The following is a 15316-nucleotide window of genomic DNA, read 5'->3' as shown; positions in this document are numbered from 1 at the left end:
CGTCGATCACCTCGAACGTACGCCTGACAACCCATCGGCATCCAATAGGCTCACCTCTATGAGGAATAGGAATTCCAATGGGGGAGAGGAGGTCTCGGGGCCCGCCCCGGCGTCCCCCGCCCCGGCCATACCCCCGGGCCTGCCGGACCTCAACCTCCTGCGCACCTTCCTCGCCGTGCACCGCTCGGGATCCTTCACCGCCGCCGCACGCCTGCTGGGCCTGTCCCAGCCCACCGTCACCACCCAGATCCGCGCCCTGGAACGGCAGCTGGGCCGCGAGCTGTTCGAGCGGCTGCCCCGCGGGGTCGCCCCCGCCCCGTACGCCGACGAGCTCGCCGCCCGCGTCGGCGCCCCCCTCGACGAACTGGCCGTCGCCACCGCACCGGCCGGGGGCGAGCACGACACCCAGCCCGACCCGGTCCACCTCGCCGGCCCCACGGAGCTCCTCTCCACCCGGGTCCTCCCCGCCCTCGCCCCCCTGATCGAGGCCGGGGTGCGCCTGCGCGTGGCCACGGGCCTGACCGACCCGCTCCTGGAGGAGCTGCGCGCGGGCCGCCACGACCTGGTGATCTCCACCCACCGCCCGCGCGGCCGCGCCCTGACGGCCGTACCGCTGGCCGACGAGGAGTTCGTCCTGGTCGCCGCCCCGGCCTGGGCCGACCGGATCGGCGGCCCGGCCCGGATCGCCGCGGAGGGCCCGGCCGCCCTGCACGGCGTCCCGCTGATCAGCTACGCCGAGGACCTGCCCATCGCCCGCCGCTACTGGCGCCACGTCTTCGGCCGCCGTCTGACCGGCCGGGCCGCGGTCACCGTCCCGGACCTGCGCGCCGTCCTGGCCGCCGTCGCGGCGGGCGCCGGCTACAGCGTGCTGCCCCGCTACCTGTGCGAGCAGGAACTCGCCTCCGGCGCCCTGATCGCCCTCCACGCCCCCGAGGACCCCCCGATCAACACCGGTTACCTGGTCCAACGCCCCGGCTCCGCCTCCAACCCCCACGTGGCCCGCGTCCGCACCCACCTCCTCCAGGCGGCCCGCACCTGGTAGCCCTGCCGGACCTGCAGCCCGTGGCGACCGGGTGATACGGGTCCCGGGGCCGTGATCGTCGTCGCACCCGGCGCGTTCCCGAGTGTGCAGACGTCCCGCGAAGGTGCTCCCACCTCCAGCTCAACCCTGCACCGCCTGAAGGGCTTCGTCGAGTACGGCGCTGATCTCGGCCAGGGCCTCGTTCACGGCGGCTTCGTCGTCGTGCTCGTGCCGGTCGTACAGGGCCAGGACGTCCTGGGCCGGCTGGTAGCGCGTACGCAGGTCCAGGCGCCGGGCGATCTCGATGTCCCGGGCCCAGAGCAGCAGCCACGTCTGGATCGGGGTGAGCGACTTCTCGTCCATGGCCTGGGAGAAGGCTTCGTCCGTCGTGCGCTGCATCTCCTCCGGCCGCGCCGGGGCGACCTTGGCCAGGGCGGCGCGCAGCGCGCCCGCAGTGCGTTCCGGGCGAGGGATCAGTTCGTCCGCGGTGTCGTGCTGAGGTGCCGGGGCCACAGGGTGTTCCTTCCGTCCGGAGTCCGAACCTACCGGCGTCGGCGCTCGGGCGTAGCCGCAAATCCGCCCCAACCGCCCGCTTCGGCGCGCGGTGTCGACAAGGCGTCTGATGCCGTGTCCGGGCCCGTCCCACCAGGCAGTCGGGCCCTCTGGGCCGCGGCGGCTTCGGGTAATCTCGCCCCTGATCACGCAAGGTCATGAGACGGCTCCGCAGGCGGTCGAGGGGGGCGCCGGCGGAGGCTTCGACGGCCATGGGCCGCAGGAGCGATCTCGGAACCCATTGCCGACGGGGGAGGAATCTGTGACGGAGGTTGGGCCTGCATCAGGTCCCGTCAGACGGACGCCGGAGGAGCTCGGCTCGCTGGTCCGGCGAGCCCAGAAGGGCGACACGATGGCCGTGTCGGAGCTGATGGAGATCCTCGCACCGTACGTGGGGCGCGTGTGCGGACCGATCGCACTGCAGGACGGGGCGGACGCGGCCCAGGAGGCCATGATCGCCATCTTCAAGGGGATACACCAGCTCAAGACACCCGAGGCGCTGTTCGGCTGGGCCCGGGCGATCGCCGCCCGCGAGGCCGTACGGATGGCGAGGAAGAACCAGCGCACGGTCCCCTCCGAGCTCGTGGAGGAGCCCGATCCGCGTGACGCGGAGCTGGCGGCCGACATCGAGGACACCCTCGCGAAACTGAGCCCGGAGCACCGGGCCGTCCTGGTGATGCGCCACATCGAGGGGCTGGACGAGCAGACCGTCGCCGGCCTGCTCGACATGCCGGTCGGCACGGTCCGCTCCCGGCTCTACCGGGCCAGGTCCATGTTCCGCCGGGCCTGGACATGAGGACATGAGGACATGAGGCCGTGAGGACGTGAGGAGGCATCAGGAGGCGTGAGGGGCGCCCTGGGTCCGGCCTCCCGGGCCGGACCGGGGCGCCCTCAGGCCCCGTACGCCGCTCGCGCAGGGGCCGTAGGCGTCACACCGCGCTCAGCGGGGCCCGCTCGCGCCCGTCAACGGCGCCGTCATCGCCGCCGCCGCTCTCCGCGCCGGACGGCGGCCCGTACGAGCCCGCCTCCCCGTGCGGCCGGGGCTGCGGCAGCCACCCCAGCCAACCCGGCAGGTACCAGCTGCGGTCGCCCAGCAGCCGCAGCGAGGCCGGCAGCAGGACGGTCCGGATGACGAGTGCGTCGATCAGGACGGCCGCGGACAGGCCGAGCCCGGCCTCCTTCATCGAGACCTCCGGCATGGTCGTGAAGACCGCCGCCACCGCGACCATGACAACGGCCGCGCTGGTCACGGCGCCCGCCGTCTGCCGCACCCCGTCCGAGATCGCCCGGTCCGTGGCCGCCCCGCCGTCCCGCAGCTCGCGGATCCGGCTGACGACGAGCACGTGGTAGTCCATGGACAGCCCGAAGAGGATCACGAAGAGGAACAGCGGCACCCACGAGGTGATTCCGTCCGTGCTCGTGAAGTCCAGCAGGTCACTGGCGAAGCCCCACTGGAACACCGCCACGACCAGCCCGTACGCCGCCCCCACCGACAGCAGGTTCAGTACGAGGGTCAGCGCGGCGATGGTCACCGACCGGAAGCTGACGAGCATCAGCACGAAGGTCAGCGCCAGGACGAACGCGACGACTCCCGGCGTGGAATCCGACAGGTGGTTCCCGGTGTCCACCGACGCCGCGGTGGCTCCGCCGACCGCCGTCTCCACGCCCGCCACCGTGCCGAGCGTCCTCGGCAGCACCTCCGTACGCAGGGCCCGCAGGGAGTCGACGGACGCCTCGTCGGTGCCGTTGCCGAGCAGGCCCACGGTGACCCGGGCCACCGTGCGGTCGGCGCTGTTCTCCACGCTGACCGGCCCACGCAGCGGGGCACCGGCCGCGGAGGCCGCCGTACGCAGCTCCTCGATCGCCGCGGTGACCTTCGGGTCGGTCACGTCGGCCGCCTTGACGACGACACCGGCCGGAGCCGACGCACCGGGGAACGAGGCCTGGATCCGCTCGTAGGTGCGCAGCACCGGGAGCTTCTGCGCGGGCAGGTCCGCCAGGCCCGGGTCGAGCAGCCGGATGGCGAACGCCGGCGCGCACAGCGCCGCCAGCGCGCCGCCGACGACCAGCACCGACACCAGCGGGCGGGCGAGGACCGCCTTCAGGACCCGGGCCACCCCGCGGCCGGACTCCCCGGCGCCGGCGCCGACACCGGCGCCGCCCTTGCGCCGTTGAAGGAACGGGATCCGGCCCTTGTTGACGCGGTCGCCGAGCAGCGACAGCACGGCCGGCAGCACGGTGACCGAGCCGAGCACCGCGATCGACACGACGATGATCGTGGCCATCGCCATGCCCGACTGGATGCCGTTGTTCGTCAGGAACATGCCCGCCAGCGAGGCGATGACCGCGAGCCCCGAGACCACGACCGCCCGGCCCGAGGTGGCCGCGGCGATCTCGACCGCGTCCAGGGCCGCCACGCCGCGCGCCCGCTCCTCGCGCACCCGGCGCACGTAGAAGAGGGAGTAGTCGACGCCGACCGCGATGCCGACCAGGCCCATGACCGACGTGCCGTTGGCGTCGATGTGCACGACGTGGCTGGCCAGGGCCGCCGCGCCGCCCGCCGCGACCAGCGCCGTCAGCGCCAGCAGGACCGGCAGGGTGGCGGCCACGAGCGCGCCGAAGGCGACGAAGAGGATGGCCAGGGTGACCGGGAAGGAGAGGGTCTCGGCCGAGGAGTAGTCCTTCTCCAGCTTCTCGGTGTAGGCCTTGGCGAACGAGGCCTCGCCGAACTGCTCCACGGTCAGGTCGCGATGGGCCCCGGCCACCTTGGCGGTGGCCTCCAGGGAGGGCTGTACGCGCTCCTTGGCGGTGGTGGGATCGCCACCGATCCGGAAGGTGACCAGCGCCGAGTGCCGGTCGGCGGAGACCGCGCCGGTGCCCTGCGGGCCGAGCGGCGGGGCGACGCCGCTGACGTCGGCGGCCCCGCCGAGCGCCTGCGCCACCTCGCCCACGACGGCGGCGAAGGCGGGGGAGTCCGCGGTCAGCGTGTCGCTGTGGACGTAGACGGACTCCTGGGCGGGCAGCTCCAGCCCGGCCCGCTGGAGGATCTGCTGGGCGCGCTGGGCCTCGCCGTTGACCTGCTCGGCCGCGGACAGGCCGACGAGTTCGGTGGAGCTGCCGGCCGTGACGGCCAGGGCGGTGAAGAGCAGCCACAGCAGCACTGCTGACCAGCGGTGCCGCGCACTCCACCGGCCCACGGTGGCGGCGATGTTCTTACGGGGATGCACAGAACCCTCCTGCATCGGGGAGGACGGGGGTGTCCTTCGGCGTAAGAGAGGAGCACCGGCCCCGATGCAATCCCCGACCCCGCACAAATAATTTGCGTTCGTTTTTCGCGCCGGATCCGTAACCCGAGGGATTGCAACCGCCGTCCAGCGCCTCTCATCCCGGAGAAGGCCATTTCCCGAATGCGAGTACGAGTACGAGTACGAGCACGGGAACGAGCACGCACACGCAGAGGACGGTATCCATGAGGGACTGGTACGAACGGCGCCGCAGCCACGGCTCGATCCCGCGCAGCGCCGCCGCGCGCGCGGCCCGCCTGGCCGCACTCCCGGCCGGGTACGCCGGACGGTCGGCCGTCCAGGCGGGCAAGCGGCTGCTGGGGCAGTCCGCCGACGTCCTGACCGAGGAGTTCGAACGCCGCACCGCCGAGCACCTGTTCTCCGTCCTCGGCGGGCTCAAGGGCGGCGCGATGAAGATCGGACAGCTGCTGTCGGTGTTCGAGGCGGCCTTCCCGCCGCACGTCGTGGAGCCCTACCGGGCCGCCCTGACCCGCCTCCAGGCGGCCGCGCCCCCGCTGCCCACCGCAGCGGTACGCCGGGTGCTGGAGGACGGGCTCGGCGCGGACTGGAGGAAGCAGCTGCCCGAGTTCGACGAGGTCCCCGCGGCCGCGGCCTCGATCGGGCAGGTGCACCGGGCCACCTGGCACGACGGGCGGACCGTCGCCGTCAAGATCCAGTACCCGCACGCCCGGGAGGCCCTGCTCGGCGACTACGCCCGGTTCGGCCGGGTCATCCGGATGTTCTCGGTCCTCGCGCCCGGCCTGGAGGTCGGCCCGATGGTCGACGAACTGCGCCTGCGCGTCTCGGAGGAGCTGGACTACCGGGCCGAGGCCGCGGCCCAGCAGGAGTTCGCCGACGCCTTCCGCGGCGACGAGCTCATCCACGTACCGGACGTCCTCGCCGGCACCGACCGGGTCCTGGTCACCGCGTGGACGGACGGCCGGCCGCTCGCCGAGGTGATCGCGGCGGGCACGCAGGAGGAACGTGACGCCGCCGGCCTGCGGTACGCGCGCTTCCTGCTCTCCGGCCCGGCCCGCGCGGGCATGCTCCACGCGGACCCGCACCCCGGCAACTACCGCATCCTGGCCGACGGCCGCCTCGGCGTCCTCGACTTCGGCGCGGTCCAGCACCTCCCCGACGGCTTCCCGCCCCTGCTGGGCGCCCTGCAACGGCACGCCCACGCCCGGGACTACACCGCCGCCGCGGCCCTGCTGCGGGCCGAGGGGTTCCTGCGGCCCGGCCCGCCGGTGGACCCCGCCGCGATCGAGGACTTCCTCGCGCCGATCGCCGCGCCGTCCGCGGAGCCGACCTTCCACTTCCACCGGGGCTGGCTGCGCGAGGAGGTCGCCCGCTCCGCGTCCCCGCGCAGCAAGGGGCTGGTGCGGCAGCTCAACCTGCCGCCGTCCTACGTCCTGGTGAACCGGGTGGTGATGGCCGGCAGCGCGGTGCTGTGCCAGCTGGACTGCACGGTGCCCTTCCGGGCGGAAGCCGCCCGCTGGCTGCCCGGCTTCACCCTCCCCGCGTAACCGGGGGAACGACGGTTGCCGGGGCCGCTCCATTGCGGCCCCGGCAACTTCACCATCCCTCAAACAATAATTCGCATAGGCAATTCAACGCGCGTACGCACGGCTCAGGAAACGAGATCCTCCACCCGCCGTGCGGGGGTCCAGTCCACTTGCGGCGCGCCGTTCTTGATGATCTGTTCGACGGTGCCGGAGCTCGTGACCCGGCCGTCCTGGAGGAAGGAGACCTCCACCACCGCGCGGCGGTTGCCCATGCTGCGCACCACCGCCTCGATCGTCGCCGGGCCCTCCAACAGCGGCGCCCGGTAGCCCACCGACAGCCCCGCCGTGACGAAGACCGCCCCGTCCGGGATCACGGTCAGCATGGCCAGCCCGGCGAAGTGGTCGACCAGCGACGCGATGTAACCGCCGAACACCGCACCGAAGTTGAGCAGCACCTCCGGCCCGAAGGAGGTGGCGGCCACCACCTGCCCCGGGCACCACGACGTGGGCCCGACCAGGTGCAGCCGGCCGACGCAGCGCGGCTCGTCCGCCGTCCCGTCCAGCAGCGCGTCCAGGTACGCACGCCCCCGGGTCCGCACCCCGGCCGGCACGGCGCCCGCCATGGCGGAGCCGGTCCCGGCCGCAGGTGCCCCGGGGGCGGCCACGGCCGTACCGGCGGGCACCATCAGGCCCTCCCGACCGGCGACCGCGGCGGGACGTCGTCCGCCTCGTCGGTCCCGGCCGCACCCAGGCGCGCGATCCCGATGACCTCCTCCGCCCGGGCGTTCAGCTCCGCCTGCGCCGTGGCCTCCGCCTCCGCCTCGTCGTACCGGGCTCCCGCGATGCGGTCGATGTCGGCGAAGCCGAGCACGCCCATCTTGGCCAGGCCCTCCTTGACCCGGGGCCCGAACAGCCCGATGTCCTTCAGCGCGGGCACGATCCGCATGAACACCTGCCGCCGGAACTCCCGCTTCGAGGGCGAGGTCCGCGACAGCTTCACGGCCTCCTCGCCGTAGCCGAGCCGGTGCCACATGTCGTCGTCGACGTAGCGGTCGCGCAGCGCCCAGCACCCCTCCAGGGCGAACTCCTCGCGCTCCGCGATCTCCTTGCTGCTCAGGTGCGGGTACTCACGGCGCAGCAGCGTCCGGCCGAACGCCACGTGCCGGGCCTCGTCGCGCAGCACGTACCCCATGAACGCCTTGGCGAGCGGATCGGCCATCCGCTCCTTGTGCATGCTGAACGCGGCCAGCCCCATGTTCTCCACGAGTACGTGCGCGCAGAGCACGCCCAGGTCCCACCGGGGCTCCGCGAGCACCTGCTCGAACAGGGCGCTCAGGGTGGGGGAGAGCGGGTACCGGACGCCGATCTTGGTCTTGATGTACCGGTTGAACGCGTCGGCGTGCCGCGCCTCGTCCATCACCTGCGTCGCGGCGTACATCTTGGCCTCGAGCGAGGGCGTCGCAGCGGCGATCTTCCCGACGCCGAGCAGCGCGAACTGCTCCGAGTGCAGGAACTGCGAATACAGCCAGCCCGCCGTGTGCCGGCGGATGACGGCGCGCTCGGACTCCGGGATCCGGTCCCACAGCGGCGAGCCCGCGATGGAGACGAACTCGTCCGGCATGCCCAGCGGATTGCCGGGATCCGCCTCGTGGTCCCAGTCCAGCCGGTCGTCGGCGTCCCACTGGCGCTGCTTGCCCTGGTTGTACAGGCGCAGCATCTGCGCGTCCTGCCGGTCGTAGTCCCAGTGGAAGAGGGCCTCGCCCCCCACCGGCATCGACCACGCCCCGGCCGCCTCGGCCAGCGCCTCGGGTCTGGTGTAGTCGACCTGCCTCATCGTTCTCCCCCGTTCTGTACCGCTGATATGGGTGGTGCCGTGTACGGGCGGGCGCTGACCCCGGCCATCGCCCACGGGGGCGCCGGCCTGTCGTCCACATGGACCAAGGGGCCCGCGTCCTCGGTGTCGCAGGGCAGCAGCCGGTTGAACCGGCTGCCCAGGCAGGCCGCTGCGAACGCCGGGATGTCGACGAAGCGCTCCTCGCCGCGCCCGCCCCCGGCGCCGAAGGCGAAGACCGGGTCGAGGGTCTTCCAGACCCCGTCCTCGTACAGTTCGCACCAGGCGTGGTCGCTGCCCAGCAGCCCCAGCAGGTAGCCGCGCCGGGCCCGGGCCTGCAGGCCCTCGCCGCGCAGCCGGTCGGCCAGCACCTTGGAGGCCACGATGCAGTCGGCCATCCCGAGGTTCCAGCCGCGCTCGTGGTCGCTCCGCAGCTCTTCGGGGACGGTCTGGTACGTGACGGTCCCGCGGTACAGCTCGTGCAGCAGCCCGTCCCAGTGCTTCACGGCCCGCGGGTCCCGTACGGTCTGCGCGGCACCGGTCAGCCGCACGGCCAGCCGGTAGCCGCCGCCGTCACCCGCCCCGGCCCCGGACGGCTCCGTTCCAGGGGCGTCCAGCCGCTCGACCCCCGGCGCCGTCAGGTCCGGCCGCCGGACGGTGAAGCGCACCGCAGCGCCGTCGCCGTCCGGGGGCGCCGGCTCGGTCACGGTGACCAGCCAGTCCCTGGGCTCGTACCAGCTGGGCCCGGCGCCCCGCGCGAAGCGGATCAGGAACCGCATGGCGAGCTCGGGAACGCTGAGTCCGCTGCCGCTGAAGGTGTTGGCGTTGACCAGGTCCACGTAGTCGAACAGCGGACCGCCGCTGCCCGCGACGTGCGGCAGGCCGGCCGCCGCGAGCTCCTCCAGCTGGGCCCCGGTCATCCGCAGCAGCCGGGCGGCGGCGTCCGCGCCCGTGGTGTACCGGGCCACCGCGGCGGGCACGGTGACGAAGGCGCCCACCGCCGCGCCCAGCACTCCCTCGCGTATCGCCGCCTCGCTCATGAGCCGGCACCCGCCAGCAGGTGCGCCACGCAGTCGGCGAGCTCCTGCACGGTGGCGGTCTCGAAGGCGAAGTCGTCCGGGATGAGGACCCCGCAGCCGTCCTCGATGTCCGCGACCGCGCGCAGCAGCTTCACCGACTCGATGCCGGGGATCAGCGCGAGCCGCTCCTCCGTCTTGATCTGGTGCTCCTCGGCACCGGTGTGCAGGGCGAGCGCCCCGGTCACCGCGCTCAGGGCGTGGGAGGCGTGGGTGGAGGTGGCCATCAGGGATTCCCTTCGTCCGACGTGGGTGCGGCAAGCAGCCGGCGCGCGTCGTGGCGCTTGACCTTGCCTGAGGTGGTGAACGGGATGCTGCTCGGGGAGACGGGGCGGACCTCGACGCGGTCCAGGCCCAGGTGGTCCACCAGGCGCTCGCGGATCGACGCCGAAAGCGCCTCCAGGCGCTCGGACGGGTACGAGGTCTCGTACAGCACGACCATCCTCTCCGGGCCTTCGCCGCCGCCCGCACCGTCGCCGTTCCAGGCGAAGGCCGCGCAGCGCTGCTTGTCCAGGCCGGGCGCGGTCCGGACGATCTCCTCCACGTCCTCGGCGTAGAAGTTCTGGCCGTGCACGATGATCAGGTCCTTCGCGCGGCCGATGACGTAGACCTCTCCCTCGTGGAGGAAGGCGAGGTCGCCGGTGCGCAGCCAGCCGTCGGGGGTGAAGGGCTGGTCGCGCACCGGCAGATCGAGGTAGCCGCCGGTCACGGCGGGTCCGGTGATCTGGATCTCGCCGACGGTGCCGTCGGGCAGGGCCGCACCGGTCCCGTCGCCGATCCGCAGCCGGATGTTGGCCACCGGCGTGCCGCAGGAGACGACCGTACGGGCCCGGGCGTCCGCCGCGTCCGTGAACCTGACCCCGTTGCCCGAGCCGAGCCGGTCGCGGTCCACGGTCAGCGAGCGGCGCCCGCCGTGCGGGGTTCCGGTGACGATCAGGGTCGCCTCGGCCATCCCGTACAGGGGCAGCAGCGCCCAGGAGGGGAAGCCGTACGGTGCGAACGTCGCGGTGAACTCCTCCAGCGTGCGGGCCTGTACGGGCTCGGCGCCGTTGCCGGCGGTGCGCCAGTACGACAGGTCGATGCCCTCGGGCACGCCCTGCTCGGCGGCGGTCTTCGCCAGCAGCTCGTAGAAGAAGTTCGGCGCGGGCAGCGAGGTGGCCCGCGCGTCGGAGAAGCTCTGCAGCCACTTCAGCGGCCGCCGGATGAAGTCCGACGGCTTCCAGAGGTGCACCGTACTGCCCACCGACAGACTGGCCAGCATCGAGAACAGGCCCATGTCGTGGAAGAGCGGCAGCCACAGGCCCAGCGCGTCCTCCCGCTGCCAGTCGGTGGCGGAGAGGATCGCCTCCAGCCCGGCCAGGACATTGGAGTGGGTCAGGGTGACGCCCTTGGGCGCGGAGGTGCTGCCCGAGGTGAACTGGATGACCGCGAGCGCGTCCCCGCCGGGCCCGACCGGGGCGGCCGGGCCCCCCGTCTCGGGCACCCGGGCGATGTCGATCAGGGCGACCGCCCCGATCTCGGCGGCCACCGCGCCCTCCAGCCGGCCGAGGCTCCCGTCCACCAGGACCGCGTCCAGCTCCGCCTTCTCGGCGATCCGGCGCAGGTGGTCCGCGTACGCCTTGGCGCCGGCGAACGCGACCGGAAGCGGCAGCGGTACGGCGGCCGCGTCCAGCCGGAGGGCCGCCAGCAGCCCGCGCACCCACGGCTCGCCGTTGTTCATCAGGATGCCGATCCGGCGCGGGGTGCGGCCCCGGGCCGCCAGCTCGGCGCCGATCTGCCCGGCGGTCCGCTCCGCCGAGGCCAGCAGCTCGCGGAAGGGGAACCCGGTGCCCTCCAGGGGCAGGTTGAGGCGGGTCTCCTCGCGGGCCGCGTCCGTCAGGACGTTCCACAGGTGGGTCATCGCGCTCCCTCCTCCTCGACGGGGACGATCCGGGCCAGGTCGTTGGCGAGCCGGGCCCGCAGCTCGGCGCGCCGCACCTTGTACGTCGCCGTCAGCGGGAGCGCCTCCCACGGCCAGACGTGGACGGGCAGGTCCTCCAGGCCGATCCGCTTCGCCGCCTGCCGGAAGGCGTCGATGTCGAACTCCCGGCCCTCCCGCGGGCTGACCACGGCCACCACCCGGTCGCCCGGGTCGGTCTTGACGAGCACCGCCTCGTTGAGCTCGGGGAACTCGTCCAGGAGCTGGTCCTCCTGCTCCAGCAGGCTGACCGTGTCCGCGTTCTGGTCGAAGATGCGGTCGAGGAGCTCGATGGAGCCGTCGGCCAGCTGCCGGCCGACGTCGCCCATCGGCCACCAGTCGTCCTCGGCGATCATGGGACCGGCGCCGATGTAGCCGCGCATCCGGCCCGGCGAACGGGTCTCGATGTGACCGGAGACGCCGGTCTCCACCGGGTTCCCGTCCTCGTCCACGATGCGGACCTCGGTGTCGCCGCCGGGGAAGCCCACGTTGCGCACGTGGTAGTCGGCAGCCGTCTGCGGGGTCACGATGTGCAGGCTGATCGGCCCGGACTCGGTCTGCCCGTAGCCCTGGAGGTAGTGGACGTCCGGGCGGTCGGAGCCGGCGAGCAGCGCACGGACCGTCCGCGGGTGGATCGCGTCGAAGGTGCTGATGAAGCGGGAGACCGAGGACAGCGGCCGGTCCGGGTCCGCGGCCAGGCGCTCCCAGTGGATGTAGACGTTGGGGTGGGTCTCCAGCGAGGTCGGGCGGTGCTCGAGGAGCAGCGGCTTGACCTTGTGCGGCCGCGGGTCGGAGATCGACAGGCTGGGCATGGCCACCTCGAGGAAGGCCAGCACGCCCGAGCAGGTGCGCACGTGGAAGTTGGACAGGTGCTTGGCCGCGATCCCGTCGGTGCCGTACAGCCGGCAGACGCTGATCTGCGGGGCCACCTGGCCGAAGAGCGACAGCGAGGAGTGTGCCGCCAGCTTCGGCACACCCGTCGTGCCCGACGAGTGGGTCACGACGACCCAGTCCTCCGCGGCGCGCGGGTTGGCCTGGTGCGCGGCGCGCTCGACGGTCGGCACGAGCCACGGCTCGTCCGCCTCGTCGAGGGCGACCACCTTGGCGGCGAGCGCCCGCAGGGCGCCCTGCGCCCGGCCGATCCGGGCCAGGCCCGCACGGTCGAGGACGACCGTCGGCCGACCGAGCTTGGCCAGGGATTCGAGGAGGTCGCCGACGTCCATGCCCGGGGAGAGCAGGACCGGTACGGCGCCGATGCGCCCCAGCCCGCACAGGACGGCCTGCAGCTCCACGTGGTTGCGCTGGATCACCACCACCGTCTCGTCGCGGCGGATGCCGGCGGCCCAGAAGCGGTCGGCGTAGTCGAACACCGCGACGGCGAACTCCGCGACCGTGCTGACCTCCCGGCCGTAGGACGCCCACGGGGTGTCGGAGAGGAACGGGGTGTTCCCGTGGCGCTCGGCCGCGAGTTCGGGCAGCACACCCAGGGGCGCGGTGAGCTTGGGCAGCTCTCCGAGGAGTTCGGCGGGGAGCGTGGACATGGCGCGATTCCTTTCGCAGCAGAACCGGCAGGAAGGGACGGACGATCAGAACGGGGGTCGCGGCGTCGGGGATGTGGGCAGGCGGAACGCGCTGCCAGCGCCGGTGGAGGGGGCCGGGTCCGCCCAGGGGGCAGCACCGTCGGCACACTCACAAGAGACCGCCCGGCGCCGGGACGTTCCCACGGGTCCGAAGATTTCCCCGCCGACTTTCCGCCACGGCCCGACCGCGCCTCGACCCCGGCCCGTCGGCGCCGTGACCCCGGCTCGTCGGCGCCGTGACCCCGGCTCGTCCGCGCTGTGACCCCCGCCCGTCCGCGCCGCGACCCCCGCCCGTCCGCTCCGCAAGATGTCCTCAAGTCCCGGGAGTGTGCCGGGGATCCCGCTCCTCCTTGTCGAGTGATGGCCGCGCCGCCGCGCCGCCGTCCCGACGAAGGAGACAGTGATGGTGTCGCGTCCGCCCCACCCCGTGAAGCCCGCCCCCCAGCGGCCGATGCCGCAGGTCGAGGGCGCGGAGCACCGCCTCGTACCGGTCCGGCAGGACACCGACCGCGCGGTGCTGCTGCACGTGGCCGAGTGGGGCTCCGGCGATCCGGTGCTCCTGCTGCACGGCTTCCCGCAGCACTGGTACGCCTGGCGCGAGGTCGCCGGGCTCCTCGCGGCCGACCACCGGGTGATCTGCGCGGACCTGCGCGGCTTCGGCTGGTCCGAGCAGACCCGCCGCGGCTACGACGCGGAGAACCTGACTGCCGACGTCCTGGCCCTGCTGGACGCACTGGGCCTGGACCGGGTCCACCTGATCGGCCACGATTGGGGCGGCCAGGTGGCCTTCCGGCTCTGTCTGCGCGCACCGCAGCGGGTCGCCGGATTCCTCGGGCTCAACGCCCCGCACCCCTGGCCCCCGCACCGCGCCGTGGTCCCCGCGATGCTGCGGATGTGGTTCACCGCCTTCCTGGAGTACCCGGTCATCGGCCCCTGGGTGCTGCGCAACCGGCCCGGCTTCACCCGCTTCCTGCTGCGCCGCGGCCTCGGCCGCGACGCCGCCGCCTGGGACGAGGCCGAGCTCGCCGAGTACGTGGCCGCCACCCGGGCCTCGGACCGCGCGGGCCAGCAGCTCTTCTGGCAGTACGTGCTGCGGGAGATCCCGGCCCTGCTCCGCGGCGCCCAGCGCGGCGAGCGGCTGACCGTCCCCACCGTCCTGCTGGGCGGCCGGGCCGATCCGGTCATCCCGCCGTCCCTGCTGGCGGGCGGCGAGCGGTACGCCGACGACCTCCGGCTGCACATCGTTCCGGGGGCCGGCCACTTCCTGCCCCACGAGCAGCCGGCCCTGGTGGCCGACGCGGCCCGGGAACTCTTCGCCCGCACCCCCTGAAGCCCCGACCGCCCCGCAGGAAGCCCCCGCCCCCGGGGCCTTCGGGCCTTCCCCTCGTCACGATCACGTCCGGCCCGCCCCGCGCCGCGCCGGCCTTCCCGGAAATGGACATGCGTCAGTGGAAGACCTCCTCGAGACCGCCCCGACCAGCAAGGACATCGCGACGGAGCTGGTGCGCCGCGTGCAGCGCGGGGACTCCGTCGCGATGCACGAGCTGCTCGAGTTCCTGTCCCCGTACGTGGGCCGGTGGTGCGGCCCCATCGCACTCCAGGACGGGCCGGACGCCGTGCAGGAAACCATGATCGCCGTGTTCCGGCGCATCGACCAGCTCAAGGAGCCGGCGGCGGTGTTCGGCTGGGTCCGCGCCATCGCCGTGCGCGAGGCGGTCAAGATAGCCACCCGGGCCTCGCGGCCCGGGACCGCGGAGCTCACCGAAGTGCCCTCCCGGCACGAACCGGAGCTGGTCTGCGACGTCCAGGACGTCCTGGCCCGGCTCTCGCCGGAGCACCGGGCCGTCCTCGTCCTGCGCGACCTCGAAGACCTCGACGAGCGCTCGGTCGCCGCGACGCTCCACATCTCCGTCGGCACCGTGAAATCGCGGCTGCACCGCGCCAGAAGGAAATTCCGACATGCCTGGCAGTAGGATGCCGTAGGATGCCCCGTCAGATAAGCTGCCATTCTTTTCGAAAACTGCAACGGGCCCGGTGCAGACGGGATTTCACGGTCCCCACCGATATGCCCAGCAGATCGGCCACCTGCCGTTCATCAAGATCCTCCAGATCCCGTAATACGAGTACGGCACGATGTTCGGGTGACAGCCTGGACAACACGTCGTGGACGTCGCACCTGATTTCATAGCGCTCCACCATGGGAAAGTCGTCCACCACCGAAACGACCTCCCGCCCCGTCCGCCGCACCATCCGGACGGCCTCCCGAACCGTCACCGTCCGCACCCAGGCCACGACGAGTCCCGGGTCCCTGAGCTGCCCGATTCCGCGGAATATCGCGATCATCGCCTCCTGCGCGGCATCAGGCAGGCACGCCGGTGCCGCCGAAGCGCAAATCCTGTCGACGTACGGCGCGAGAAGGTCCAGCAGCTCTTCCATCGCCCGTCCGTCACCGTGCTGAGCCTCCTGCGCGAGGCGGGCGGCCGCAGCCACCCACGTATTGCTCCCGGCTG

General features: G+C 73.1%; 14 protein-coding genes. 5 read left to right on the top strand and 9 right to left on the bottom strand.

Annotated elements, in window-relative coordinates; translation table 11 throughout:
* Positions 1-58 precede the first annotated feature (58 nt).
* Entirely contained in the window at positions 59-1042 is a 984-nt protein-coding gene (locus ABZ924_RS03065; RefSeq protein ID WP_361903171.1) for a LysR family transcriptional regulator, read from the top strand.
* Positions 1043-1162: 120 nt separating this feature from the next.
* On the opposite strand, the gene ABZ924_RS03060 is transcribed toward ABZ924_RS03065, so the two are convergent.
* Positions 1163-1534: a hypothetical protein gene (locus tag ABZ924_RS03060; protein ID WP_361903168.1), complete on the bottom strand. Its 372-nt coding sequence runs from the start codon at positions 1532-1534 to the stop codon at positions 1163-1165.
* 301 nt (positions 1535-1835) lie between these two features.
* On the opposite strand from ABZ924_RS03060, the gene ABZ924_RS03055 reads away from it, so the two are divergent.
* Positions 1836-2369, top strand: coding sequence for an RNA polymerase sigma factor (locus tag ABZ924_RS03055; protein WP_361903165.1), 534 nt, complete (start codon positions 1836-1838; stop codon positions 2367-2369).
* Positions 2370-2502: 133 nt separating this feature from the next.
* Here ABZ924_RS03055 and ABZ924_RS03050 read toward each other — a convergent pair whose 3' ends face one another.
* Positions 2503-4800 carry an MMPL family transporter gene (locus ABZ924_RS03050; RefSeq protein ID WP_361903162.1) on the bottom strand — a complete coding sequence of 766 codons (2298 nt, stop codon included), beginning with the start codon at positions 4798-4800 and terminating at the stop codon, positions 2503-2505.
* 242 nt (positions 4801-5042) lie between these two features.
* Between ABZ924_RS03050 and ABZ924_RS03045 the strand changes: the two genes are divergently transcribed.
* Positions 5043-6383 carry an AarF/ABC1/UbiB kinase family protein gene (locus ABZ924_RS03045; protein ID WP_361903159.1) on the top strand — a complete coding sequence of 447 codons (1341 nt, stop codon included), beginning with the start codon at positions 5043-5045 and terminating at the stop codon, positions 6381-6383.
* Positions 6384-6487: 104 nt separating this feature from the next.
* Here the strand turns inward: ABZ924_RS03045 and ABZ924_RS03040 are convergent, their stop codons facing one another.
* The 6 genes from ABZ924_RS03040 to ABZ924_RS03015 are packed head-to-tail and all read right to left on the bottom strand — an operon-like array spanning position 6488 to position 12767.
* Positions 6488-7048, bottom strand: coding sequence for a PaaI family thioesterase (locus ABZ924_RS03040; protein ID WP_361903156.1), 561 nt, complete (start codon positions 7046-7048; stop codon positions 6488-6490).
* Positions 7048-8196: a ferritin-like domain-containing protein gene (locus tag ABZ924_RS03035; RefSeq protein WP_361903153.1), complete on the bottom strand. Its 1149-nt coding sequence runs from the start codon at positions 8194-8196 to the stop codon at positions 7048-7050. The genes ABZ924_RS03040 and ABZ924_RS03035 overlap by 1 nt, the downstream gene beginning before the upstream one ends.
* On the bottom strand, positions 8193-9233 hold the full coding sequence (locus tag ABZ924_RS03030) for a hypothetical protein (RefSeq protein ID WP_361903151.1): 1041 nt from the start codon (positions 9231-9233) through the stop codon (positions 8193-8195). Before ABZ924_RS03030 ends, ABZ924_RS03035 begins: the two co-directional genes overlap by 4 nt.
* On the bottom strand, positions 9230-9496 hold the full coding sequence (locus tag ABZ924_RS03025; protein ID WP_361903148.1) for a phosphopantetheine-binding protein: 267 nt from the start codon (positions 9494-9496) through the stop codon (positions 9230-9232). The genes ABZ924_RS03030 and ABZ924_RS03025 overlap by 4 nt, the downstream gene beginning before the upstream one ends.
* Positions 9496-11169 carry an AMP-binding protein gene (locus tag ABZ924_RS03020; protein ID WP_361903145.1) on the bottom strand — a complete coding sequence of 558 codons (1674 nt, stop codon included), beginning with the start codon at positions 11167-11169 and terminating at the stop codon, positions 9496-9498. The genes ABZ924_RS03025 and ABZ924_RS03020 overlap by 1 nt, the downstream gene beginning before the upstream one ends.
* Complete coding sequence (locus ABZ924_RS03015; RefSeq protein WP_361903142.1) at positions 11166-12767, bottom strand: class I adenylate-forming enzyme family protein; 1602 nt, start codon at positions 12765-12767, stop codon at positions 11166-11168. Before ABZ924_RS03015 ends, ABZ924_RS03020 begins: the two co-directional genes overlap by 4 nt.
* 442 nt (positions 12768-13209) lie before the next feature.
* On the opposite strand from ABZ924_RS03015, the gene ABZ924_RS03010 reads away from it, so the two are divergent.
* Together ABZ924_RS03010 and ABZ924_RS03005 are read left to right on the top strand one after the other, a co-directional pair.
* Positions 13210-14136 (top strand): alpha/beta hydrolase, encoded by a 927-nt coding sequence (locus tag ABZ924_RS03010; RefSeq protein ID WP_361903139.1) that lies wholly within the window; start codon positions 13210-13212, stop codon positions 14134-14136.
* Positions 14137-14254: 118 nt separating this feature from the next.
* The gene (locus ABZ924_RS03005; protein WP_361903136.1) at positions 14255-14779 is read left to right on the top strand and encodes a sigma-70 family RNA polymerase sigma factor; all 525 of its coding nucleotides are present in this window, start codon (positions 14255-14257) and stop codon (positions 14777-14779) included.
* 19 nt (positions 14780-14798) lie between these two features.
* On the opposite strand, the gene ABZ924_RS03000 is transcribed toward ABZ924_RS03005, so the two are convergent.
* Entirely contained in the window at positions 14799-15296 is a 498-nt protein-coding gene (locus ABZ924_RS03000) for an RNA polymerase sigma factor (RefSeq protein ID WP_361903133.1), read from the bottom strand.
* Positions 15297-15316: the final 20 nt, after the last annotated feature.

Origin of the sequence: Streptomyces sp. NPDC046876, assembly GCF_040645035.1 — a bacterium.
Taxonomy (GTDB): Bacteria; Actinomycetota; Actinomycetes; order Streptomycetales; family Streptomycetaceae; genus Streptomyces.
Note: the sequence above shows the minus strand (reverse complement) of the source record. Positions and strands in the feature narration are given on the sequence as shown.